This window comes from Bacillus sp. 22190 (genome assembly GCF_052045575.1).
Lineage (GTDB): Bacteria > Bacillota > Bacilli > Bacillales > Bacillaceae > Bacillus > Bacillus altitudinis.
On the sequence record NZ_JBQEPF010000006.1, the window covers coordinates 47,802 to 70,129 of the forward strand.

Genomic DNA, 22,328 nt, shown 5'->3' on the forward strand with positions numbered 1-22,328 from the left:
GGCTTACTGTCCTCCCTTTTGTAGCTGATGCTTCCTTTTTTCGATAGCAGCTCTGAGCTTTGCCTCAGGCTCTATGATAAGATCACCATGTCCTGCTGCGAGACAAGACAAGCGAAGTGCCAGTAATTTTTCAGCGCTTTTTAGTGCTGTTTCTGCATCCCAAGTGGCAAAAGCCGGGAATGGGAAGGTGAAGCGAAACTCACCCGTTACAAATAAACCGCCTTTTGTCACAACTGCATCACCCGCAATGACAACCCCTGACTTTTCATCGTATAAAGAGATGCTTCCTGGTGTATGTCCTGGTGTGGCAATGACTTTAAGTGACCCAATCTCGTCCCCTTCTTCAACAAGCACGTCTGGTTTTGTGAGAATGTCTTTTGAAAAACTGCCTTTGACTTTTTTCTTCGGTTCACCAGGAAGTAAAGAGAAATCGCCAGCAAACAGGCGAGCATCTCGTTTCGATAAATAAACAACTGCCTCTGGAAAAGCCTTTTTCATTTCATCTAGTGCACCAATATGATCCATATGACTATGAGTCAGAATAATTTTGTTAATGGGTTTGTTTAATTGATGTGCAAATTCAATTATCGAGCTTGCTGCCATTTTCAAAGCTGCATCAATTAAGATGAGTTCATTCTCTTCCTCAAATACATAACAATTTACCGGAAAAATACGTGGCATGAGTGTAAGCTGGTGCAAACGGTCAAATGTTGTCAATCTCATCTTGTTTCCCCCTAAAACTAATGTCGTTAGTTTTATATTAACTAATAGTATTAGTTTTAGCAACTATTTTTTCATCGACTGCAATATAAATATCAACTTGCGCTTCTTTTGGATCAATTGATCGTTCGTCGTACCATTCAAAATCGCCAGTATATGTTCGCAAATAACGCTGATCCCAACTCCAAATCTGCTGCCATGTTTCAAACACAACCTCTTCAATCGGGCCCTTTCTCGTTTGAAATCTTGCGTAGGTAGAGCCTGGAATCTCTTTTGCATCTTGTGCTAGCTGCTGGTCAACCAATTGCCCCGCTGTGAACAAATAAGCGCCATTTTCATCCTTTTCATAATCTGAATACAGCCCTATGACTGGCGCATGGCCTCCGTCGAGCTGCTGCGTGAAAAATTGCTGCCAAAGCGGTGCAATCTTCCGCTCGTTTGTTTGCTCCATTTCATTTGTTGTTCGAACAGATAATCCCTTGATCCATTGTTTCTGTAAAATCACGATATCGTACATACATTCTCATCTCCTTTTTTTCCATCATATAAAAAGAAACCTGACAACATTGTGTCAAGTTCCTTTTGGTTTTTGAAATTGTTTCAACTTTAGATCAAATGCTTCCCGAACGGATAGCGGAGAGACAATCTCGACATCTGGCCCTAAATAAAAAAGAAAGCTATATAACCAATCATCCTGAGGCAAAGTGATTGTGGCAAGATACGTACCATCTGCACATACGGTGAATTCATTTTCATCTATCCATTCCTTCACTTTACCAACAAAATCTTGAGTCAACCTGAGCGTTAGTGTACTGACGGAAGGTTCTTCATGCCAAGAATCATTCCAAGGCTTGTCTTCATTTTTTATTCGTTTAGGAAGAAAAGATACTGAATGCGTGATAAGGTCTGACATTCTTTTGAGTTTAAACAGACGAAACGCTTTTTTCACGCAGCAATACGCATACAAATACCAGTGTCTTCCTTTTAAGACAAGTGTATAAGGCTCTACTTTTCTAGGAAGTGTTTCGCCTTTTGCATTGCGATAGGTGAACTGGATATATTGATGCGCTGAGGCAGCGGTATGAATGAGCTGGAGCTTCTTTTCTAAGTAGCTGTCTTTCCCCCAAGAGCTTAAATCAATAAAGACATGTTGCTGTTTCTCATTTTGAGGCGGGATCAGGGATTTCATTTTCTTTAGTACATGTTCACTTTCTTTAAAGGTGTATGCACTCGTAATGCTTTCAAGAGCTGTTAAAATCAGTTCAATATCATCATCAGTGAATAATTTTTTCTCTAGACGATAGTCGTCAACGAGTGAAATTCCACCCCCTGCGCCTTGTTTTGTGACAACTGGAATCCCCGCTTGATTAATCGTATCAATGTCACGGTATATGGTTCTTACGCTCACTTCATGTAGTTCAGCGAGGTCTTTCGCCTGTACTTGCCGTTTGCTAATCAGTATCATCACAATGGACAAAATGCGATCGATTTTCATGACTTTTCCTCTTTTTCATAAATATAGGTTTTGATTTGATAAAAAAAGAAAGAATGGTAATGATAAGTAACAGCCAGCATTCGTTTACATCCCTGCCTGTGCAGGAGGAGGTTGCATCATGACACATCACGTATGGCAGTTGTTCATGATCGGGATCGTCATGCTCGTCTGGATCATCATTCGAATGAATCGAATGAGACGCTATCAGCTTGTGCGCCCGGTAAATCTTTTCATGAGAATGTATGTATTTAGTCTGACTGCCCTTATTCTCTTATCAGAAGGATGGCAAAATCACAGTATTTTTATCTATGCCGTCATTGGCATGATCTTCGGGAGCAGTCTCGCCATCCACGCCTATCAGACGATTCAGATGAAATTAGAAAATGGCCGGCTGTATATGAAAACAAGTAAATGGATTGAAAGCTTTATTTTATGTTTGTTTTTATCTAGGCTTGCATTTAAATCGGTCAATCTGACAACACATGCGATCACCAAAATGGATATCGTTGAATTGTATCAGCATATTGTCAGCGATGATGCGCTGACAATACTCAGCTTTTTCCTTCTAGCGGCTTACTATATTGTGTTTTCTTATCAAATGATGAAAGCAAATAAACGATCAACCCAAGTACATCATGCATAAAAAACCTTCCTATATAAAAGTAGGAAGGTTTTTTCTCAATCATGCTGTGCATGGTGTATCATTTGTTCAAGCACTTCCATCACATGCTGATCTTCAGGACTGTAAAAAATCGAGGTCCCTGCTCGTCTAGATTTCACGAGACGAAGATTTTTTAAAAAGCGCAGCTGATGAGATACGGTTGATTGCATAAGGTTTAGTGTTTCTGCTATATCATTTACTGAATGTTCACCTTGAGACAGCAAATGCAGAATACGAATACGCGTCGGATCAGATAAGGCTTTAAATGTTTGGGAGACAAGAAATAGACTTTCTTCGTCCAGCTCCATCCGTTCCTGTTCTTGATTTGTATTCAGTTCTTCCTTCATTTCGCTTCACCTTTCTTGTCAGTCAACTCACGACTTATTCTATGTATCATCATATACCAAAACGTGTAGCATGCAAAGCTTCCACACCTTTTGAAAAAAGATTTATTCAAATAGCATTGACACGTGGTAGCATTCTTTTTAAAATGAGCATTATTTATACATTTTTTTAGAGGAGCTGATAGGCAAATTGACTGAAGAGCCAAGACTAAAACGCAGCCTGACTGTTTTTCCGCTTGTTGTGATCGGGCTTGCTTATATGGACCCACTTGTCGTATTTGATTCATACGGCATTGTTGCTCAGCTGACGAAAGGACACGTTGCTGCAGCTTATATCTTTACTTTACTGGCATTACTATTGACAGCGCTTAGCTATGGGAATATGGTGAAGGCTTTTCCAAAAGCAGGATCTGCATATACATACGCGCAAAAAAGTATTCATCCTCACGTCGGCTTCCTTGTAGGCTGGACACTATTGCTGGACTATTTATTTTTGCCTATGGTGAATTTTGCAATCGGAAGTGCATATTTAACCGCAGCCTTTCCTGATGTACCTCATTACATTTGGATCATCATACTTGCTATCGCCATAACGACTGTCAATGTAATCGGTATACGTCTTACAGCCAACATTACAGCGCTATTTGTGACCTTTCAGGTGATTGTCGCTGTTACATTTGTTGGGTTTATTATTTATGGGCTCACGCAGCATGCAGGCACGGGAGAGATACTGTCAACCCGCCCGTTTTATTCAGCAAGCTTAGATCCCGCCCTTATTTTTTCCGGCGCGACGATTTTATGTTTTTCTTTTCTAGGATTTGATGCGATTTCGACTATGTCTGAGGAAACAATTAAGCCAAAAAGAACGATTCCTCTCGCCATATTTTTAACGGTCGCCATTGGAGGTGTGCTGTTTACCCTCACCTCTTATTTTTTACAGCAGGTGTTTCCAAATTTTCAACAGTTCAAGCATCCAGATGCGGCATCACTTGAAATTGCGGAATTTGTGGGCGGCGCGTTTCTCCACTCATTCTTTTTAGCCGGCACCATGGTCGCTGTCATCTCTTCCTCCCTATCATCACATGCGAGTGCCGCAAGACTCTTGTATGCGATGGGAAGAGATCAATCATTACCAAAGCGTTTCTTCGGTTATATTCACCCAACATTGAAAACGCCTGTATTTAATATTTTATTAATTGGTGTTTTCTCGTTAACCGCAGTTGTTGGTGAGCTTGAGGTCATTTACTCGTTTATCAGCTTCGGGGCATTAATTGGATTTACGTTTGTTAACTTGTCTGTTTTCGCTTACTATTTCATCAAACAAAAACAAAGAGGTGTATTAAACACACTGAGGTATGCCATCATCCCTCTTTGCGGAACGGCTTTTTGTATTTGGCTCTTAACAAGCATCAGTACAAATGCATTAATCATCGGCATGGTGTGGCTCATGATCGGTTTTGTTTATTTCTGCTATAGACTGAAAACAAGAACAGAATTTACGTTTGGCTATGATTGAATATAAGGTTTTCACTTGGTATCCTGTGCAGGATATGGCATAATATAAAGGCTGTACTTCCCTTTTAAAAGCGGGGCAAAACAGGGGTGAACTGACCTTGAAAAAGAAAAAAACAGGATGTTTTGCCATTTCAGGCTGTTTCACGATTTTTCTGTTTGTTTGCGTATTAGCGGCCATTGTCATTTCCTTTAATCAAAAGGAGTTAAAAAAGCTGCCGATTGATACGGAATCAATTGTTTTGTCGAGATTGGATGATTACAAACCGCTTGTAGAAACAGAGTTAAGAGATCAAGATTTAGATCAATATACCGCGTTAATTCTCGGTATGATGTATCAAGAATCAAAAGGCAGAGGCGGAGATCCAATGCAGTCCTCTGAATCTCTTGGTTTGAAACGAAATGAAATCAATGACCCTCAGAAAAGCATTAAACAAGGAGTCCATCATTTTTCAACCATGTACAAGCATGGGAAGAAAAAAGGCGTTGATTTGGAAACCATTATTCAAAGCTATAACATGGGAATCGGCTATATTGATTTTGTTGCAAAAAACGGGGGAAAACATTCCGAAAAATTGGCAAAGCAATACTCCAAAAAGCAAGTGAAGCGAAACCCTGAAGTCTATACATGCGGGGGCGACAAAGATAACTTCCGCTATCCGTATTGCTACGGTGATTTCACTTATGCTGAAAAAGTAAAAGAAAAAACGAAAACAGTTGAAGAAAAGATGAAATTGGCTTCATCATCCACACCATCATCGTAAAAAAAAAGCACTTCCTAAACGGAAGTGCTTTTCATTTTATGAATGCTCTTTCCCGATTTCCGGCAGGATCGTTTTGGCTAAATGCTGATCCATTTCTTCATATTCATCATAATGAATCGTTTCATATAGCTCTTTTCTCGTTTGCATGTCCTCCAGCATTCCCTGCTGCGTCCCCTTTTCTTTAATCTCTGTAAATAAACGCTCATACGCTTTTGCAGCAACTCTCAGGGATGACACAGGATAAATCACCATTTGAAAGCCAAACATAGAAAATTCGTCTGTATGATAATAAGGTGTTTTTCCAAACTCCGTCATGTTTGCAAGGAGCGGCCCTTTTATATTGTTTGAAGCATACGTGAAATCTTCTGCTGTGATCAGCGCTTCAGGAAAAATGGCATCTGCTCCTGCTTCTAGATAGAGATTCGCCCGGTGAATGACATCCTCCATCCCGTTTACTGACTTCGCATCCGTTCTTGCGATGACGAGAAGTGTAGGTGCCGCTTGTTTGATCGCTTTGATTTTCGCCATCATGTCTTCTACAGAAACGAGTGATTTCCCGTTTAAATGTCCGCATTTCTTCGGCATTTGCTGATCTTCAATTTGAACAGCCGCTACCTTGCTCTCCACCATTTCTTTTGCTGCCCTGGCTGCATTTAATACACCGCCATAGCCAGTATCCATATCAACTAAAAGAGGCAGCTGACAAGCTCGAATGATTTCCTTTGCCTTTTCCGCCATTTCAGTGGAATGAATCATACCAAGGTCAGGAAGCCCTTTGCTTGCGCAAAAAGCGGCACCCGATAAATAAAGCCCTTGAAATCCCATTTTCCTCGCATAGAGCGCAGACATTCCATCGTGAACGCCTGGAATTTGAAATAAAGCGGATTTGTGCATTTGCTCTTTAAAAGCTGCGGCTAAGTCAACTTGATTTACTTCATCATTCACGATCCACACACTAGTCCCCCCCTTATATGATAAATAAATCCATAAATGCTGGTACTGTCGTTGTTTTTAATTGATTTGGATTTTGACAAAGTGAAACAATTTGATCGACTTGTTTTTGTGGAAATCTCGTTTTCAAATGATATTCCCATTTCTTTTCAAGCAGCGGGATCCCTTCCTGCCTTCTTCTGCGATGACCAAGCGGATATTCAATTTCGATTCGATCTGTCATCGTTCCGTCTTTAAAGAAGATTTGAACACAGTTTGCAATTGATCTCTTTTTTGGATCTAAATAGTCTTCTGTATACCGTTTATCTTCTTTCACGATCATTTGATCACGCAAACGGTCAATGAGCGGATTCTGCGCCGTTTCTTCTTCATAATGATCAGCGGTCAGCTCACCATAGATCAACCCAATGGCCGTAATATACTGCAAGCAATGGTCACGGTCTGCCGGGTTGTAAAGTGGTCCTTTTTTATCAATAATTCGAATGGCTGATTCATGTGTCGTAATCTCAATCCTGTCAATCTCATCTAAACGGTCTTTTACCGCGTCATGTAGAATGACAGCGGCCTCAGCGGCAGTTTGCGCATGAAATTCTGCTGGATAAGCAATTTTAAAGAGTACATTTTCGATCACATATGACCCGAGCGGCTGGGCAAGTGTGAGTGGTTTTCCTTTCATTAACACATCTTCAAATCCCCACTTTTCTGCACTGAGGGGCGTTTGATAGCCCATTTCTCCTTTCAATGTCATCATCGCCAGTCTCACCGCACGGCTTGTGGCATCCCCTGCTGCCCACGATTTCCTTGATCCTGTGTTCGGGGCATGCCGGTACGTTCTAAGCGGTGAATTATCCACAAATGCTTGTGATAACACATGCTGCACATCTTCTTTCGTTCCGCCAAGCATTGCACAAACGACTGCACTTGATGCCACCTTGACAAAAAGAACATGATCCAAGCCATTTCGATTCAAACAATTTTCTAAAGCAAGCACACCTTGTATTTCATGTGCCTTTACAATCGCATGCAGTACGTCATTCATCGAAAGCGGTTCTTCTCCGTTTGCAAGCCTCGTTCTGCTGATATAATCGCTTATAGCCAATATCCCGCCCAGGTTATCTGATGGATGGCCCCACTCCTGTGCAAGCCACGTGTCATTATAATCTAACCAGCGGATCATACATCCAATATTAAACGCCGCTTGAACAGGATCTAATACAAATGAAGTGCCGGGCACTCTTGCTCCGTTAGGGACAACAGTTCCAGGTACGATTGGTCCAAGATGCTTCGTACATTCTGGAAAGTTGAGCGCCAGCATTCCGCAGCCGAGTGTATCCATGAGTACATACCGAGCTGTTTCAATGGCCTCTTTGCTCGTAATTTCTCCATCCACGGCATAGGCTGCGATGTCTTCTAATAGTTGATCTGTTTGATTGGCTACTGCTGTTTTATTCATATTCATTCCCCCGTTTTTCCTTCATCATTTGAGACTTTTAATCCTCTTGGTCCTAAATACCGTACTCTCGGTCTAAAAATCCGATTGTGTGAATGCTGCTCGATGACATGCGCTGCTAATCCGCTTGCTCTCGCAGCAAAAAAAATCGGTGTATAAAGTGAAATAGGAATACCGAGCACGTAATAAATAGGTGCTGCGTAATAATCAAGGTTTGGATAGAGGTTTTTCTTTTCTTTCATGTATGCCTCGCCTGCGACGCACATGTCATAAAGCGTCGTGTCTCCTTTTGATTCGGTAAGCGTTTTCAACGATCGTTTTAAAAGTGCCGCTCTTGGGTCCATTTTTCTCATGTATACCCGGTGTCCAAAGCCCATCATTTTTTCTTTTGCGGCTAATTTACGTTCGATGAGCGCAAGGAAACCTTCTGTTGTTTTGCCTTCGAGCAGCATGTGCATCACTGCTTCGTTTGCGCCTCCGTGTAAGTCACCTTTTAATGAAGAAATCGCTCCAGTAAAAGCACCATACATGTCAGAATGAGTAGATGCAATGACTCTTGCTGCAAATGTTGAATTCGGCAGCTCATGCTCACTATAAAGCGTGAGTGTTTGGTCAAATGCTTTGATTTCGTCTTGTGCCGGAGTGCGGCCTGTTAACATCGCTAGAAAGTTTTCAGTGTAGGATTTGGTCTGGTCTGGAGTAGGTGTGGTGTCTTGTGTGAGAATATGATAGCTTCCCGCAACAATCGCTGGCAGCTGGCCAAGTAATCGAACGGCACGCGCTTGTTGGCATGCTTCTGATCGATCATTCAGTTGTTCATCGTACCCTGCAAGAGCAGATAAACACGTTCTCATGGCATCCATTGGGTGAGTGGTTTTTGGCAGTTTTGTCAAAATGGTTTGAATGGTTGGATGTAAGCTTGTTTGTGAGGAAATATCTTGCTGAAATTGGTGATATTCCATTGCATCTGGTAATCTTCCATAAATGAGCAGATAGGCTGTTTCTAAGTACGTCTTGTTTTGTGCCAGCTCGATGAGGTCATAACCGCGAATCACAATTTCTTCTTGCTGGACATCTAGGAACGAAATTGACGTTTCGCTTGCCACAATGTCTTCAAGCCCCGGTTTGTACTGCAATTGTTCAGTCATCATATAACCCCCGTTTCGTTCAATTGTGTTCTCCAAACGAGCAAACGGCCAGACATGATGTGATTCTATAGGTGGGAAGATACCGTGCAAGTCGGATACCCAATTCCCATTTTATCCAAAGCACTTCATCTTGTAAATAAAAGAACGTATGTCCAGATGGACATACGTTAGCTGTAGTATGGAGAAATCATAATATATACGATGACACCTGTTAGACTGACATAGAGCCAAAGAGGCATGGTCCATCTGGCAATTTTACGATGACGTTCGACTTGCATTTGTGCGCCTCTAAAGAGAGTGATCAGTGCAAGCGGTACAATGACGGCAGATAAGACGATATGTGTGATGAGAATAAAGAAGTAAATCGGACGAATGATTCCTTCTCCCCCGAAGTGTGTATCAGCTGCCATTGAATGATACGTCACATACGAAATTAAAAAGACAAGTGTTGTTGAAAAAGCCGCAAAGATAAATCGTCTATGGGCTTTAATGTTCTTTTGTTTAATCATAATGAGCGCTGAAAGTAAAAAGATAAACGTAAAACTGTTCATCACGGCATTCAGTAACGGCAGAAATGTAATATCCAGATGACTAAATTTATCTGTTTTTGGCATGAAAAATAATAAAGCAATTAAGCCGTTTATGGCAATTGTTAAAAAGACAACAATGCCGGTGAAATTTTTCGGTTTTTGATTCTGTTCGTTCATGTTTGAAAACCTCTCTTTATTAGTTCCGACTAAGAGTATGTTATTTAACTTTCTCTCTAAAGTCAATGAATTCGCTGTCTTCGTCGAATTTTAGACAAACTTGCCGATTGCCTGCCTTCTAGCGGCTTGAAAGATCCACTCACTTCCTTTAGAATGGGAATTTGTGTGGTTTTTATCAACTCTTCTATGAAAGGAGCAATAGACTTGTCAATCTTACAGGAAACAACAAAAGATGTGAAGACATTAGAGCAAGAATTACAGCAGTTGCAGTTCCAAATGTATCGAATGCAAGAAAATATAAAAGATATTTCAAAAAAAGCAAAGATTATTGGCATTGATCAAGCGAAGGAAGATGAATGGATGATCGTCTCTGCAATTGAGAATGCAGATACGTGCAAAATCATGTTAAGCGATTGTGAAAAAGCTTTTCGCGGACAATCTGATTTTTCCTTGATCGCGGAATATCCTGAAGAAGGAAAGATTCACATTGCCGATATTAAAGGCCCGCCTGATAATGGCTATGGATCCATCTGTATGAAGCATTTAAAAGAAATCGCAAGAGAGCAAAACATTCCAGTCATTACTGGGGATCTCGTCAAAAGAGATTGGAACCATGTGGACCGCCTGATTCATTTTTATGAAAAACACCATTTTGATGTCCAAATTAATTGGAAAGAGCAAAGCGGAGAAATTTATTGGGTGGACAGCTAACGACACAAAAACCAGCGTTGAGATGGGCTTATACGCTGGTTTTTGTCGAAAATGCGAATTTTTCAGAAAAATATGTGTATTTCCGGCCAAAAAAAGGTATAATAAAAGCATCAGGCCGCCACCTGATGCTTTCTTCCAAAAACAATAGACTACTAGTTAAGTACTTTCACTTTGACTGATTTTACGCCCCAATTTTTAGCTTGGGATTTGCTTGGTACGTGTACATCAATTTTGTTACCTTTAATTGCGCCGCCAGTATCTGCTGCGATGGCTTCACCGTAGCCTTCAACATAAACCTTACTTCCTAATGGAATGACATTAGGATCTACTGCGATTACTTTTGCATTTGGGTTTTTGTTTAAGTTTACCCCTGTTGCAGTGATACCTGAGATGCCACCATCATTTGCTGTATAAGCCGTAGCCGTTACAGTCATTTCTTTTTGAACACTTTGACTAGCAGAAGATGATTCTGCTTTAGCTGTTTCCTTTTTAGGAGCAGCTTTTTTCGTTGTTTGCTCTTTTTGGACAGGTGCCTGTTTTTGAACAGGTTCTGAGCTTACCGGAGCTGAGCTTTGACCAGCAACACTTAGTGTTGAACCAATCATAATTATATCTGAGTTTAAGTTATTCCAAGACTTAATATCGCTAATTGACACATTGAATTTTTGAGCGATTTTCCAGAGGCTGTCCCCCTTCTGGACTTTGTACTGCTCCTGAGTTTTCTCTTTTGAAGAGATTGTCAATTTATCTCCTACATAGATCATGTCTGTAGATAAATTGTTCCAACCCTTTAGGTCCTTTAGAGACACATCATTTTTTTGAGAGATTCCCCAAAGTGTATCACCTTTCTGTACAGTGATTTCCTTTGCAGAAGCTTGCTGTGCTCCTAATGCTGTTGTTGAGATTGCTGCAACAGCAACCAAGGACATAATAGTCTTCTTCATAAAGTAAATCCTCCCTTGTTAGCTTTTTATGGCGGCTAACGAGTGCTATCGTAACATATGTAAATGTCATTTCAATAACAAAACGATATGTTTTAGATTACAGTTCCTTTACATGAAACATCTCTCTCCATTGGTAAATCAGCCCACTAAATGGCTCAATTCCGCATCATATCAAGGTTTTGTAGGGATGGAAATCATCATGATGAAAACGCGTCCAAGTGAAACGAAAAAAATTTATTTTCCTTCTTCAAACTCTTTATTTTTTCTCTTTTTCTATAAATAAACGAATTTCTTCTAAAAAAACATCTCCATATTTCTCTCTTTTTTGTGCACCGACACCTTTAATATTTAAAAGTTCTTCTTCTGTTTTAGGCTCTACTGCTGACATTTCCTTCAATGTTTGATCAGAAAAGACAACAAATGGCGGAACGCCCTGCTCTCTTGCCAACTTCATTCTGACCATTCTTAACTGCTCAAATAATGCATCATTTTCTTGAATAGCCTCTGCCTTTATCGCCTGCTTTTTATAGACGGTCTCCTGCCCCACTAGCACTTTCTTTCCTTTTTGTGTCACTTTTAGTGTTGGAAAAGCTCCTTCAGACATGTGTAAATACTCTTCTGTAATTAAAAATTCAATGAAATCACTGATATGTTGGGCTGAATGCTGTTTCATTAAAGCATAAGTAGGGAGCCGGTCGAAACCAAAATCAAGCACTTTTTTGTTTTTAGAGCCGGCTAATACTTGAGCTATCATCATTTTTCCAAATCGTTCGTTCATTCTAACGGTACACGACAAAACCATTTGTGCTTCTCTCGTGACGTCTTCACGCTCTCTCTCGTCTAGACAGTTGCTACATTTTTGACAAGGGGCACTTGATGATTGGTCAAAGTAATCCATCACAAATTGCTGAAGGCACTGTTCCGTATGACAGTAGTCTACCATTTGTCTCAGCTTGAGCAATTCATGCTGATACCGCAATTCATCTTCTGTTGATTGTTCAATGAGAAAGCGCTGCACGCGTACGCCTTGCGGTGAAAACAGCAAAATGCATTCACTTTCAAGCCCGTCTCTCCCGGCACGTCCTGCTTCTTGGTAGTAACTTTCAATATCTCTTGGAATTTGATGATGAATGACAAAACGTACATTAGACTTATTAATCCCCATACCAAATGCAGATGTAGCTACCATTACTTGAATATCATCATTTAAAAAAAGATTTTGCTGTTCTTCTCTGACTTCATCATCTAATCCTCCGTGATAAACACCCGCTTTGATCTTTTGCTTTTTTAGACGATGATAAATTTGATCTGCTTCTTTTCGTGTGGCTGTATAGATAATGCCTGACTCAAGACTGTTTTTCTTCATATATTGTGTGATGAATTGGTCGCTGTTTTGCCCTTTCACCACTTGAAAAGACAAATTTTCTCTAGCAAAACCAGTAAAGATTGTTTCTTCTTCGTCCATGCCAAGCTGCTCACATATATCCTGTTGGACTTTCTTTGTAGCAGTGGCTGTTAATGCTACAATAACAGGCCTTTTTGAAAGCTTGTTTACACATTCTTGTATAAAGCGATAGCTCGGTCTAAAATCATGTCCCCACTCAGATATACAGTGCGCTTCATCTATAGCCATTAAAGGAATCGTCAATCGATCAAGCAGCTGAAAAAAACGTTCATTTTGTAAGCGTTCAGGGGTGATATAAAGCAAATCATACTCCCCCTGTTCACATTTTTTCAGCCTTGTATTCATTTCACCTGCTGAAAGTGTACTATTTAAAAAGGACGATCGTATTCCCATCTCATTTAATGCATCAACCTGATCTTTCATTAAAGAAATAAGCGGAGATACAACGATTGTCGTTCCTTCCATCATAAGGGCAGGAATCTGGTAGCAAACCGATTTCCCTCCGCCTGTCGGCATAATGCAGACCGTATCCTTCCGTTTATTCACAATCGATTCAATGGCTTGTTTTTGTCCTTGCCTAAAAGCATCAAAGCCATAATATTGTTTAAGAAGTGCTTCTGCTTGTTGTAACATCCAATTCCCTCTCCGTCGTTTGTTTTGTCTATTTTAACATACATTTGTACATGCACATTCGGTCTGTTCAAAATCGTATTTTGTCCAAAATAAAAAGCCATTTTCCAAAAATGGAAAATGGCTTGAATCATCCTAGGAAAAGCTGCGGATGCCGTAATCTAAGTAAGAAAGTTTTAAACCACCACTCCTCAAAGTGGGTGTTTGCAGAAACGTTCCTGTCTTCCTCTCGAAGGAGGCGTGACATTCCGGCTTCAATATAAAACTCCCTATTACAGCTTAAAGGTTAAAACTTAATTAACATTACGCGCATCGCAGCCTTTAAACTATACTACACGAAAGTTTATTAAATTTCAAGATATGTTTTTTCTAAAAAAATACTCATGTATACAAGATATTTGTCCATGTAGACGGGGAAAAACATTATGTTGAGAAAACATAAATTCCTCTCATCATGTTATTTTTCCTCATCTACATCAACATCTTGCTCTTCTTCTAGCCTTTCATACGTATCTGAATGTAATTGATCCATTGTTTCTCTATTTGTTAAATCACGCATTTGCTCAGAGAACGAACGGTCAAATTCATTTGGATCTTGATTGGTTTCTTCATTTTTCTTTGCATCAATTGAATAACGAGTATAGGGTACTGCTTTCAAACGTTCATATGGAATGTCTTTTCCTGTTTTTTCACAAATTCCATATGTTCCGTCTTCCATCCGCTTAAACGCCGCATCAATTTCACCTTCGAGCTGATCGTCGACTTGATCCAGCGTCTGTTCGGTCATGCGATCTAAATAGATGCTTCCGTGATCTGCGATATGGTTTCCAACACCATTTGAAATCTCATTCGATTCGACCAGCATGGATTCTTCTTTCTTTTTTGATCCTTTCACATCTTCTTTTAATTGAATAAGTCTTTCATATAAATCAGTTTTTTGCTCTTTCGTTAAGCTCACGGTCAATCACTCCTTTCTCTTTACCTTCCCGCTCCATGCGAAATGAAAACATCAAAAAAGCCGCCGCCTTTGGCAGCAGCTTTCTTCATTTAAAGATTGCGAAGTGCTTCTTCTACTGGTGTATCACCTTTGATTAAGTCAAAGGCTTTATTTTTCACATTGGATTCCGTTAAGCTTTCCACTAAGACAGTGGCTACATCTTCTCTTGAAATCTCAATGTCACGATCGTCTGGAACATGAGCCGCCGCTTCTATTTTCCCTGTCTTTTCCTCATGCAGCAGTGCTCCTGGCCGCACAATGGTGTAAGAAAGACCAGACTGTTTTAAATGTTCATCGGCTTTTCTTTTCGCTTCATAATAAATTTCCATACTGCCTTGTCCTTTTCCTTGATGAGGATCGTCGGCATTATAAGAACTCAGCATCACAAAATGCTGAATATTTTCTTTTTTGGCTGTATCAACGAGGCGTTTTGCCCCCTCTTGATCAACAGCGATGGTTTTATCTGCACCTGTTTTTGAGCCTGAACCAGCTGCAAAGATGACAGCTTCTGCTTGCTTCACAGCATCTGTCACATCCTTTTCAAGATCACCGATGACAGGCTCTGCCCCAAGTTCTTTTAGCGCATCTGCTTGTTTTTCATCTCGAATGAGAGCAAGTGGCTCATGTCCTTTTTCTTTTAAATATCGAATGACAAGTCTCCCTGTATGTCCGTTTGCTCCAGCAACCAATACTTTCATTGTTCATTCTCCTTTCTGTATCTGTTTCATCTTTATCCTTTTTTGATGTGATTCAAACACACGAATAGAAAAAAGCCTTTCCCACTGTAATGGGAAAAGCTTAAGGGATATGCGATAGATAAAAATAAGAACAAAGAATGAGAAAAGTGCATGTGATCTATGTAATCGCATCGTTGATCAGCAAAGATGTTTTGTTAAAATGGCCTGCACGTCACTCAAATCTGTATCTTTAGAAAAATCGAGTTCAAATACTTTTGAGCTTGTAACAAGCAGCATACCAGTGTCCTGATCAAACACGCCAGCTTCTTGAATGGCAAAACTTTCAATTGATCGATACGGCAAGGAGACCCTGACTTTCTTTTTAGAAAATACGCGGTTATCGCCAAAGATCAGTCGTTTATTGGTGAAACAAATTTGGTCGTGACGCAGTCTGTAAACAGCCTCAATTCTTTCTCCTTCAATTAATAAGGATTCGAATTTTTTATGATCATTTTGTTTACTGACAGAAAAAATACCCACGTAAACCCCCTCTTCCTGCATCAAATTCCTTTATGACAAAACGGCCACACGGCTCTGTGGGTACGTTTTATTCTCACTTATAGAATACGCTATAAATCGTCGTTATTCCATTACGAATAGATTAAATTTCATTTAACTTTTTCTTTTTGATCCGATGCTCTTTCCTCTACTTATTTAGACTGTTAAAGCAGGAAAAAAGTTTCATTTTTTTTCAAGAAATCATTCGTTATGAGACCATAAAAAAACAGTGATTATGTAAAATCACTGTTCAGCGTGTAGACAAACCCTCGCATTCTTTGTCAGTCCTGCGCTCTGGTGCTCACGAATGGCAAATTCGCTCCGCAAAAGTAGCTGTCCTTCCTAGACTGCAAAGGTTTTCTATCACGCTGAAAAGAAGACAAAGGGCTAAAATAAAGTTCATTTTAGCCCTTTGTCAACAATCTGAACAGTGATTATGTAAAACCACTGTTTTAAATGACTATTCATCTTTCGGGGTATCAATCGTTCCTTCGGCATACACATCAGAAATTTGCTCAAGTGTAATCGCCATATCAGCATCTTCATTGTCATGCCAAGCATTTTGATGTTTCTGCTCTTCTTGCTGCTGCTTTTTCATCATCATCACCCTTTACTGTTTTTCTTAGTATGAGTGATGACCATCAAAATCATTCAGCAGAATTGTCTTCGAAATACTCTTTGTAGTACCCGCCTACTTTACCCGTATTATCAACGACAAAGAGAAATTCCTCAGTTTCATTTTTCACATCATATGTGTGTCCAACCGTTAATGCCCGGTCAACCATATATTTTTTCGCATTTGTATGTACACATTTTACTTGTTTTACCGTTTCAGCCGTTTGCCAATTTTGATGGATCATGATTTAAAAACTCCTTTTTTCATCTATACATTTATTGTAGCCAATTTTTCATGAAATGCAATGAGTGTTATCGATTGCTTTCAAACATGTCGTGTAATATGATAAATGTATACGTTTACATCTGTGTGCGTATACAAATTGCTTCATGTCCACTTTTTCCACCTAGAACTCGCAGAACAACCCATATCTTTAAGGAGGTTTGTTTATTTATGAGCTCTACAACACTTCAAATCAGTTCAAAACTCGAATCTTTTCTCCAAGGGACGAAAAAACTCTACATTAACGGTCAGTTTGTCACAAGTCATGATAACAAAACATTCTCTACACCTAACCCTGCCACAGGAGAAACCCTTATTGATGTATATGAAGCAGGTGCAGCCGACATTGATGAGGCAGTAAAAGCTGCTAAAAAGGCGTTCCATGGACCTTGGCGTTCTATGTCTGCAGCCGAACGTGCCCGCTTGATGTTTAAGCTGGCAGATTTAATGGAAGAACACCAAGAAGAACTAGCTCAGCTGGAAACACTTGATAATGGAAAACCAATTAATGAAACAACCAATGCGGATATCCCTCTTGCCATTGAGCACATGCGCTATTATGCAGGGTGGACCACAAAAATGACTGGACAAACCCTTCCTGTCAGCCAGGGATATTTTAATTATACCCGCCATGAGCCTGTTGGCGTTGTGGGACAAATCATTCCTTGGAACTTCCCGCTCCTCATGGCCATGTGGAAAATGGGTGCTGCACTAGCAACAGGCTGCACCATCGTTTTAAAGCCAGCTGAACAAACACCGCTATCTGCTTTATATTTAGCTGAATTAGTGGATAAAGCCGGATTCCCAGAAGGCGTGATTAACATCGTTCCTGGATTTGGTGAAACAGCCGGTGAAGCATTAACCGATCACCCTGATGTCAATAAGCTGGCTTTCACTGGATCAACAAGTGTTGGGAAATTGATCATGGAAAAAGCAGCCAAATCCATCAAGCGTGTTACTTTAGAGCTTGGCGGAAAATCGCCGAATATTATTTTACCAGACGCCGATTTAAAGAAAGCCATTCCAGGTGCATTAAACGGCGTGATGTTTAACCAAGGCCAAGTGTGCTGTGCAGGATCAAGGGTCTTTGTGCACCGGAGCCAATATGATGAAGTTGTCGATCAAATGGCTAAATATGCGACATCCTTAAAACAAGGAGCTGGTCTTCATCATGATACCCAGATTGGGCCTCTAGTGAGTAAAGAGCAGCATGAACGTGTGTTAGGTTATATCGAAAAAGGGAAGTCAGAAGGTGCAACAGCCGTAGTCGGTGGTGACTGCCCTTATGAAGCAGGCTATTTCGTCTCCCCTACTGTCTTTAGAGATGTAGAAGATGAAATGACAATCGCAAAAGAAGAGATCTTCGGTCCAGTTCTATCTGCGATTCCTTACGATTCCATTGATGAAGTGGTCGAACGGGCCAATCAATCTGACTATGGGTTAGCGGCAGGACTTTGGACAGAAAACTTAAAGCATGCCCACGATATCGCTGCACGCCTAGAAGCAGGAACCATTTGGGTCAACTGCTATAATGTCTTTGATGCCGCCTCCCCGTTTGGCGGATATAAACAGTCAGGCCTTGGCAGAGAAATGGGATCATATGCCCTTAACAACTATACAGAAGTCAAAAGCGTGTGGATTAATCTGCAAGACTAATCATTTAAGAAAACCGATGACGATGTCATCGGCTCAGATTGTTGACAAAGGGCTAAAATGAACTTGATTTTAGCCTTTTGTCTTTTTTTCAGTGTGATAGAAAACCTTTGCAGTCTAGGAAGGACGAGTACTGGAGCGGAGCGAATTTGACATTCGTGAGCACCGGAACGCAGGACTGACAAAGAATGCGAGGGTTTGTCGACACGCTGAGCCGGTGACGATGTCATCGGCTTTTTTTGAGCTGTCATGTGACAGGCCGACTCCTGAATATAGTGATAAAGGAAAGGAGCATGGCCGAATGCAAGATTTAAAAACGAGAGTCAACGAATATATCGATGAACTGCACATGCAGGTAGAACGTAGACAAAGAGAAGATGGCGCATTTATTTTCTGCTTTGAAGGACCTATGATGACAAATGCTTTTTTCATTATGCTGTTAAAAGCCGTTGGTGACCCCGATCAGCAATTGATCCATCAATTGGCCGAAGCAATACATGCCAAACAAAATGAAGATGGTTCCTTTTCTTTGTATCATGACCAGTCGGGACATCTCACAGCTACAGTACAAGGTTATTGCGGCATGCTCGCATCTGGCAGATTTCAAAAAGACGAGCCCCATATGGAAAAAGCAGCACAATATATTCGCTCAAAAGGTGGACTAAAGAGCGTTCATTTTATGACAAAGTGGATGCTTGCCGTAAATGGCATGCACCCTTGGCCCTACTTCTATGCACCTCTTTCCCTTTTACTCATCCCTACGTCTTTTCCGCTGCACTTCTACCACCTTAGTGCCTATGCAAGGATTCATTTTGTCCCCATGATGATCGCACTGAACAAACGGTATACCTCTCATGGTGCGTTTCCATCATTAGCCCATCTTGATGAAAACATGTCTAAAAATCCATTTGACTGGTTTATGGCAAGAGAAGAACGTTCGACTGATCACTTCCTCATGTATATGCGGTCATATACAGCCCTCGACAGCCGGCTCGACTTTTTCGGATATGAAGCGGCAAAGCGATACATGTTTGACCGTCTTGAAAAAGATGGGACGCTGTACAGTTACTTAAGTGCAACCATCTTTATGGTCTATGCCCTCATGAGCCTTGGGTACTCCCCTGGACATCATCTCATTCAAAAAGCAGTCAGGGGTATGAAAAATCTCGTCACCTCCTGTCAAGGCAAGATATATGCTGAGAATTCCACCTCGACTGTGTGGGATACAGCGCTTGTCAGTTACGCTTCTCAAAGAGCAGGAAGAAAACGAGAAGATCCCATGATCATGAATTCCTTCACCTATTTGCTGGACCGCCAGCAAATGAAGAAAGCGGATTGGGCAGTTCATAACCGGCATGCTGCTCCTGGTGGCTTTGGTTTCTCACATATCAATACGAATAATCCTGATTGTGATGACACGCAAATTGTGTTAAAAGCGATCCCAAAAGAATACGCTCCACTTCAGTGGAAACGAGGATATGACTGGCTTCTCTCCATGCAAAACCGTGATGGCGGCTTTTCTGCTTTCGAAAAAAATCAAGATCACTTTCTGCTTCGTCACCTTCCGCTTGAATCTGCGGAGGATGCGGCGATTGACCCGTCAACTCCTGATATTACTGGCCGTGTGCTCCATTTGATTGGTTTAGAAGAAAAAGATACTGCTTCACCCTCGATTCTCAGGAAAAAAGATCGATGTGTAAAATGGCTCATTGACCACCAAGAGAAAAACGGATCATGGTTTGGCAGATGGGGTGTTTGTTATATTTATGGAACTTGGGCAGCGTTAACAGGACTGAAAGCGGCTGGCATTCCCTCCTCACACCCTGCTGTGCAAAAAGCGTGCCGTTTCCTAAAGCAGATTCAGCTTGAAGATGGCAGTTTCGGAGAATCGTGTAAAAGTGCAGAACTGAAAACCTATGTCCCGCTTCCCTTTGGCACAGTGGTTCAAACCGCATGGGCGACAGAGGCGCTCCTCCAATATGAGAAAGCAAATAACGCAGGCATTTTGAAAGCTGTCTCCTTTTTAGTGAACCATCACCATACTGAAGAAGCCATGTACTATCCAGTCGGCATTGGACTGCCAAAACAATTTTACATCACCTATCATAGCTACCCATTTGTGTTTCCGATGATGGCTTGTTCTACATTTTTAGAGGAAATGAGGCGTATACATGAATAAAGAAGAATATCGCTCACAGCTCAAAGAGTGGCTTAGCACGATTCAACATGTGTGGCAAGATGATAAAATTCATCGAAAAGTGGAACATTTACGACTCAAAATGGAGGATGACCATTCGAGTGAACAAGAATGGTACGAACTAGCCGAAAGTATTGCAGAAGACATGCAGCCACACGAAGAAGTGCGCGATGTAGCAGCTGGAAATCATCAGTTACCACCACTGCCTTATCGGTATGACGCGCTCGAACCTTATATTTCAAAAGAAATTATGTACTTGCACCATCAAAAGCATCATCAAACTTATGTTGATGGGCTAAATCAAGCTGAACTTGCACTAAAAAAAGCAAGAAGAACCAACGACTTTACCATGATCAAGCATTGGGAACGTGAGCTTGCCTTTCATGGGGCAGGACATTATTTACATTGTATCTTTTGGTTTTCCATGAGTCCTTCAGGGAAAAGAAAACCTACTGGTCAAATGCTTCGTCTCATTGATCAATCATTTGGCAGCTATGAGGCGTTCAAGTCACATTTTTCAGCTGCTGCCAAACAAGTAGAAGGTGTCGGATGGGCGATTCTTGTATGGTCCCCGCGATCTCAGCGTTTAGACATTTTACAAGCAGAGCGCCATCAGTTCCTCTCGCAATGGGACATCATCCCCCTTCTTGCTCTTGATGTGTGGGAGCATGCCTATTACCTCCAATATCGAAATGAAAAGGCGCAATATGTAGACCGGTGGTGGAATGTCGTTGACTGGCGTGAGCCAGAAGCAAGACTAAAACAGGCTCAACAAGTAAAATGGACACCTTTTTGATCGCATACTCCACATAGTTCATTTACTATGTGGGTTTTTATTAGTTTACATAATAATATTATGAACACCCCTTGCAAAATCATAGGTTGTTTTTTCAGAAAATTCATTTAAAATAGAAAAGATATGAAAAGAAAGAGAGTTGAACGATAGTATGAACACCCTTTTACACATTAGTCACTTTGCAGGAAGAACATTCGCTATATGGGTCATTGTCTTTGCTTGTCTAGGTTTTACTTTTCCTGCGGCATTTTCTTTGATTGGACCTTATATCCCTTTTTTACTGGGCATTATTATGTTTGGCATGGGGCTGACGCTGTCTTCTGAAGATTTTAAAGAGCTTTTTAGAAAGCCTCTTTATGTATTGATCGGGGTTTTAGCGCAGTATACACTGATGCCACTCATAGCATTTTTATTGGCCTATGGGTTACATTTGCCTTCTGAAATCGCTGTTGGTGTCATTCTCGTCGGCTGCTGTCCAGGCGGGACTGCATCCAATGTAATGACCTTTTTGGCGAAAGGAAATACGGCCTTATCCCTTGCCGTGACAACGATCTCGACACTACTTGCTCCCATTTTGACCCCTGTTTTTATTTATATTTTTGCAAAATCTTGGTTATCTGTATCACCGGGTGCTTTGTTTTTGTCGATTGTCCAAGTTGTCTTAATTCCGATTATTTTAGGTGTCATCGTCAAATTGTTTTTTAAAAAACAAGTGACGTATGCTGTACAAGCACTTCCACTTGTATCTGTTACTGGCATTGTCGCCATCATTGCAGCTGTTGTCAGCGCAAATAAAGAACAGATTCTGCAATCTGGACTGCTTATTTTTGCCGTTGTTGTTTTACATAATGCTCTTGGTCTATTATTGGGTTACCTCATTGCAAAATGGTGTAAAATGGACATTCCTTCTCAACGAGCAATTTCAATAGAAGTAGGGATGCAAAATTCTGGACTTGGCGCAGCCCTTGCAACCGCACATTTTTCTCCACTTGCCGCCGTTCCCAGTGCCATTTTTAGCGTATGGCATAATTTATCTGGCTCTTGGCTGGCAACATTTTGGTCAAAAAGAGGCTACTCAGAAAATAAAGACCAAAAAAGCTAGTACCCTCA

At 40.9% G+C, this 22,328-nt stretch carries 23 protein-coding genes and 1 other RNA gene; 8 read left to right on the top strand and 16 right to left on the bottom strand.

The genetic code is table 11. The features are described from left to right. Nucleotides 1–3: 3 nt before the first annotated feature. The 3 genes from ACTJKA_RS10030 to ACTJKA_RS10040 are packed head-to-tail and all read right to left on the bottom strand — an operon-like array spanning nt 4 to nt 2,215. The gene (locus ACTJKA_RS10030; protein ID WP_052320504.1) at nt 4–723 is read right to left on the bottom strand and encodes an MBL fold metallo-hydrolase; all 720 of its coding nucleotides are present in this window, start codon (nt 721–723) and stop codon (nt 4–6) included. A 37-nt stretch (nt 724–760) separates the two neighbouring features. Beyond that, nucleotides 761–1,237, bottom strand: a complete 477-nt coding sequence (locus tag ACTJKA_RS10035) for a GyrI-like domain-containing protein (protein ID WP_056704336.1) — start codon at nt 1,235–1,237, stop codon at nt 761–763. A gap of 54 nt (nt 1,238–1,291) precedes the next feature. Beyond that, complete coding sequence (locus ACTJKA_RS10040; protein ID WP_046526861.1) at nt 1,292–2,215, bottom strand: helix-turn-helix transcriptional regulator; 924 nt, start codon at nt 2,213–2,215, stop codon at nt 1,292–1,294. Between the two features lie 118 nt (nt 2,216–2,333). Between ACTJKA_RS10040 and ACTJKA_RS10045 the strand changes: the two genes are divergently transcribed. Continuing rightward, complete coding sequence (locus tag ACTJKA_RS10045; protein ID WP_025207492.1) at nt 2,334–2,858, top strand: hypothetical protein; 525 nt, start codon at nt 2,334–2,336, stop codon at nt 2,856–2,858. Between the two features lie 35 nt (nt 2,859–2,893). On the opposite strand, the gene czrA is transcribed toward ACTJKA_RS10045, so the two are convergent. After that, nucleotides 2,894–3,223 carry a Zn(II)-responsive metalloregulatory transcriptional repressor CzrA gene (czrA, locus tag ACTJKA_RS10050; protein WP_007500691.1) on the bottom strand — a complete coding sequence of 110 codons (330 nt, stop codon included), beginning with the start codon at nt 3,221–3,223 and terminating at the stop codon, nt 2,894–2,896. A 187-nt stretch (nt 3,224–3,410) separates the two neighbouring features. On the opposite strand from czrA, the gene ACTJKA_RS10055 reads away from it, so the two are divergent. After that, a complete protein-coding gene (locus ACTJKA_RS10055; RefSeq protein WP_017359483.1) occupies nt 3,411–4,736 on the top strand; it encodes an APC family permease in 1,326 nt (441 codons plus the stop codon). 97 nt (nt 4,737–4,833) lie between these two features. Further along, complete coding sequence (locus tag ACTJKA_RS10060; protein WP_017359484.1) at nt 4,834–5,496, top strand: lysozyme family protein; 663 nt, start codon at nt 4,834–4,836, stop codon at nt 5,494–5,496. A gap of 36 nt (nt 5,497–5,532) precedes the next feature. On the opposite strand, the gene prpB is transcribed toward ACTJKA_RS10060, so the two are convergent. From prpB to ACTJKA_RS10080, 4 genes are all read right to left on the bottom strand, one after another. Next, the gene (gene prpB / locus ACTJKA_RS10065) at nt 5,533–6,450 is read right to left on the bottom strand and encodes a methylisocitrate lyase (protein WP_440607750.1); all 918 of its coding nucleotides are present in this window, start codon (nt 6,448–6,450) and stop codon (nt 5,533–5,535) included. A 13-nt stretch (nt 6,451–6,463) separates the two neighbouring features. Continuing rightward, a complete protein-coding gene (locus ACTJKA_RS10070) occupies nt 6,464–7,900 on the bottom strand; it encodes a bifunctional 2-methylcitrate dehydratase/aconitate hydratase (protein WP_046526863.1) in 1,437 nt (478 codons plus the stop codon). Nucleotides 7,901–7,902: 2 nt separating this feature from the next. Beyond that, nucleotides 7,903–9,045 carry a citrate synthase gene (gene mmgD, locus ACTJKA_RS10075; protein ID WP_144610214.1) on the bottom strand — a complete coding sequence of 381 codons (1,143 nt, stop codon included), beginning with the start codon at nt 9,043–9,045 and terminating at the stop codon, nt 7,903–7,905. Nucleotides 9,046–9,212: 167 nt separating this feature from the next. After that, nucleotides 9,213–9,752, bottom strand: a complete 540-nt coding sequence (locus tag ACTJKA_RS10080) for a DUF420 domain-containing protein (protein ID WP_008346516.1) — start codon at nt 9,750–9,752, stop codon at nt 9,213–9,215. A 204-nt stretch (nt 9,753–9,956) separates the two neighbouring features. Here ACTJKA_RS10080 and ACTJKA_RS10085 point away from each other — a divergent pair, with 204 nt between their 5' ends. Next, nucleotides 9,957–10,463, top strand: a complete 507-nt coding sequence (locus ACTJKA_RS10085) for a GNAT family N-acetyltransferase (RefSeq protein WP_008346514.1) — start codon at nt 9,957–9,959, stop codon at nt 10,461–10,463. Nucleotides 10,464–10,615: 152 nt separating this feature from the next. Here the strand turns inward: ACTJKA_RS10085 and ACTJKA_RS10090 are convergent, their stop codons facing one another. The 8 genes from ACTJKA_RS10090 to ACTJKA_RS10125 form a co-directional block, all read right to left on the bottom strand. Then, nucleotides 10,616–11,407 carry a LysM peptidoglycan-binding and 3D domain-containing protein gene (locus ACTJKA_RS10090; RefSeq protein ID WP_007500712.1) on the bottom strand — a complete coding sequence of 264 codons (792 nt, stop codon included), beginning with the start codon at nt 11,405–11,407 and terminating at the stop codon, nt 10,616–10,618. A 256-nt stretch (nt 11,408–11,663) separates the two neighbouring features. Next, on the bottom strand, nt 11,664–13,445 hold the full coding sequence (recQ, locus tag ACTJKA_RS10095; protein ID WP_024718583.1) for a DNA helicase RecQ: 1,782 nt from the start codon (nt 13,443–13,445) through the stop codon (nt 11,664–11,666). Between the two features lie 135 nt (nt 13,446–13,580). Beyond that, nucleotides 13,581–13,766: non-coding RNA, 6S RNA (gene ssrS, locus ACTJKA_RS10100), on the bottom strand. 133 nt (nt 13,767–13,899) lie between these two features. Beyond that, entirely contained in the window at nt 13,900–14,400 is a 501-nt protein-coding gene (locus ACTJKA_RS10105; protein ID WP_017359489.1) for a TraR/DksA family transcriptional regulator, read from the bottom strand. A gap of 89 nt (nt 14,401–14,489) precedes the next feature. After that, nucleotides 14,490–15,137 (bottom strand): SDR family oxidoreductase, encoded by a 648-nt coding sequence (locus ACTJKA_RS10110; protein ID WP_429638645.1) that lies wholly within the window; start codon nt 15,135–15,137, stop codon nt 14,490–14,492. Nucleotides 15,138–15,314: 177 nt separating this feature from the next. Continuing rightward, nucleotides 15,315–15,656, bottom strand: a complete 342-nt coding sequence (locus ACTJKA_RS10115) for a PH domain-containing protein (protein ID WP_008346505.1) — start codon at nt 15,654–15,656, stop codon at nt 15,315–15,317. A 478-nt stretch (nt 15,657–16,134) separates the two neighbouring features. Then, nucleotides 16,135–16,272 carry a YozQ family protein gene (locus ACTJKA_RS10120; protein WP_017359491.1) on the bottom strand — a complete coding sequence of 46 codons (138 nt, stop codon included), beginning with the start codon at nt 16,270–16,272 and terminating at the stop codon, nt 16,135–16,137. A gap of 49 nt (nt 16,273–16,321) precedes the next feature. Beyond that, on the bottom strand, nt 16,322–16,534 hold the full coding sequence (locus tag ACTJKA_RS10125) for a DUF6501 family protein (RefSeq protein WP_017367443.1): 213 nt from the start codon (nt 16,532–16,534) through the stop codon (nt 16,322–16,324). A gap of 209 nt (nt 16,535–16,743) precedes the next feature. Between ACTJKA_RS10125 and ACTJKA_RS10130 the strand changes: the two genes are divergently transcribed. From ACTJKA_RS10130 to ACTJKA_RS10145, 4 genes are all read left to right on the top strand, one after another. After that, nucleotides 16,744–18,228: an aldehyde dehydrogenase family protein gene (locus ACTJKA_RS10130; protein WP_017359492.1), complete on the top strand. Its 1,485-nt coding sequence runs from the start codon at nt 16,744–16,746 to the stop codon at nt 18,226–18,228. A 298-nt stretch (nt 18,229–18,526) separates the two neighbouring features. Then, on the top strand, nt 18,527–20,404 hold the full coding sequence (locus tag ACTJKA_RS10135) for a terpene cyclase/mutase family protein (protein WP_081114311.1): 1,878 nt from the start codon (nt 18,527–18,529) through the stop codon (nt 20,402–20,404). Continuing rightward, entirely contained in the window at nt 20,397–21,218 is an 822-nt protein-coding gene (locus ACTJKA_RS10140) for a superoxide dismutase (RefSeq protein ID WP_322535763.1), read from the top strand. Before ACTJKA_RS10135 ends, ACTJKA_RS10140 begins: the two co-directional genes overlap by 8 nt. A gap of 151 nt (nt 21,219–21,369) precedes the next feature. Then, nucleotides 21,370–22,320, top strand: coding sequence for a bile acid:sodium symporter family protein (locus ACTJKA_RS10145; protein ID WP_035391745.1), 951 nt, complete (start codon nt 21,370–21,372; stop codon nt 22,318–22,320). The last annotated feature ends 8 nt before the right edge of the window (nt 22,321–22,328 follow it).

Bases quoted from the DNA above. Each gene is read 5' to 3' on its own strand.
- ACTJKA_RS10030 (WP_052320504.1), bottom strand. From the start codon at position 723: ATGAGATTGACAACATTTGACCGTTTGCACCAGCTTACACTCATGCCA.
- ACTJKA_RS10035 (WP_056704336.1), bottom strand. From the start codon at position 1,237: ATGTACGATATCGTGATTTTACAGAAACAATGGATCAAGGGATTATCT.
- ACTJKA_RS10040 (WP_046526861.1), bottom strand. From the start codon at position 2,215: ATGAAAATCGATCGCATTTTGTCCATTGTGATGATACTGATTAGCAAA.
- ACTJKA_RS10045 (WP_025207492.1), top strand. From the start codon at position 2,334: ATGACACATCACGTATGGCAGTTGTTCATGATCGGGATCGTCATGCTC.
- czrA (WP_007500691.1), bottom strand. From the start codon at position 3,223: ATGAAGGAAGAACTGAATACAAATCAAGAACAGGAACGGATGGAGCTG.
- ACTJKA_RS10070 (WP_046526863.1), bottom strand. From the start codon at position 7,900: ATGAATAAAACAGCAGTAGCCAATCAAACAGATCAACTATTAGAAGAC.
- mmgD (WP_144610214.1), bottom strand. From the start codon at position 9,045: ATGACTGAACAATTGCAGTACAAACCGGGGCTTGAAGACATTGTGGCA.
- ACTJKA_RS10080 (WP_008346516.1), bottom strand. From the start codon at position 9,752: ATGAACGAACAGAATCAAAAACCGAAAAATTTCACCGGCATTGTTGTC.
- ACTJKA_RS10090 (WP_007500712.1), bottom strand. From the start codon at position 11,407: ATGAAGAAGACTATTATGTCCTTGGTTGCTGTTGCAGCAATCTCAACA.
- recQ (WP_024718583.1), bottom strand. From the start codon at position 13,445: ATGTTACAACAAGCAGAAGCACTTCTTAAACAATATTATGGCTTTGAT.
- ACTJKA_RS10110 (WP_429638645.1), bottom strand. From the start codon at position 15,137: ATGAAAGTATTGGTTGCTGGAGCAAACGGACATACAGGGAGACTTGTC.
- ACTJKA_RS10120 (WP_017359491.1), bottom strand. From the start codon at position 16,272: ATGAAAAAGCAGCAGCAAGAAGAGCAGAAACATCAAAATGCTTGGCAT.
- ACTJKA_RS10125 (WP_017367443.1), bottom strand. From the start codon at position 16,534: ATGATCCATCAAAATTGGCAAACGGCTGAAACGGTAAAACAAGTAAAA.
- ACTJKA_RS10130 (WP_017359492.1), top strand. From the start codon at position 16,744: ATGAGCTCTACAACACTTCAAATCAGTTCAAAACTCGAATCTTTTCTC.
- ACTJKA_RS10135 (WP_081114311.1), top strand. From the start codon at position 18,527: ATGCAAGATTTAAAAACGAGAGTCAACGAATATATCGATGAACTGCAC.
- ACTJKA_RS10140 (WP_322535763.1), top strand. From the start codon at position 20,397: ATGAATAAAGAAGAATATCGCTCACAGCTCAAAGAGTGGCTTAGCACG.
- ACTJKA_RS10145 (WP_035391745.1), top strand. From the start codon at position 21,370: ATGAACACCCTTTTACACATTAGTCACTTTGCAGGAAGAACATTCGCT.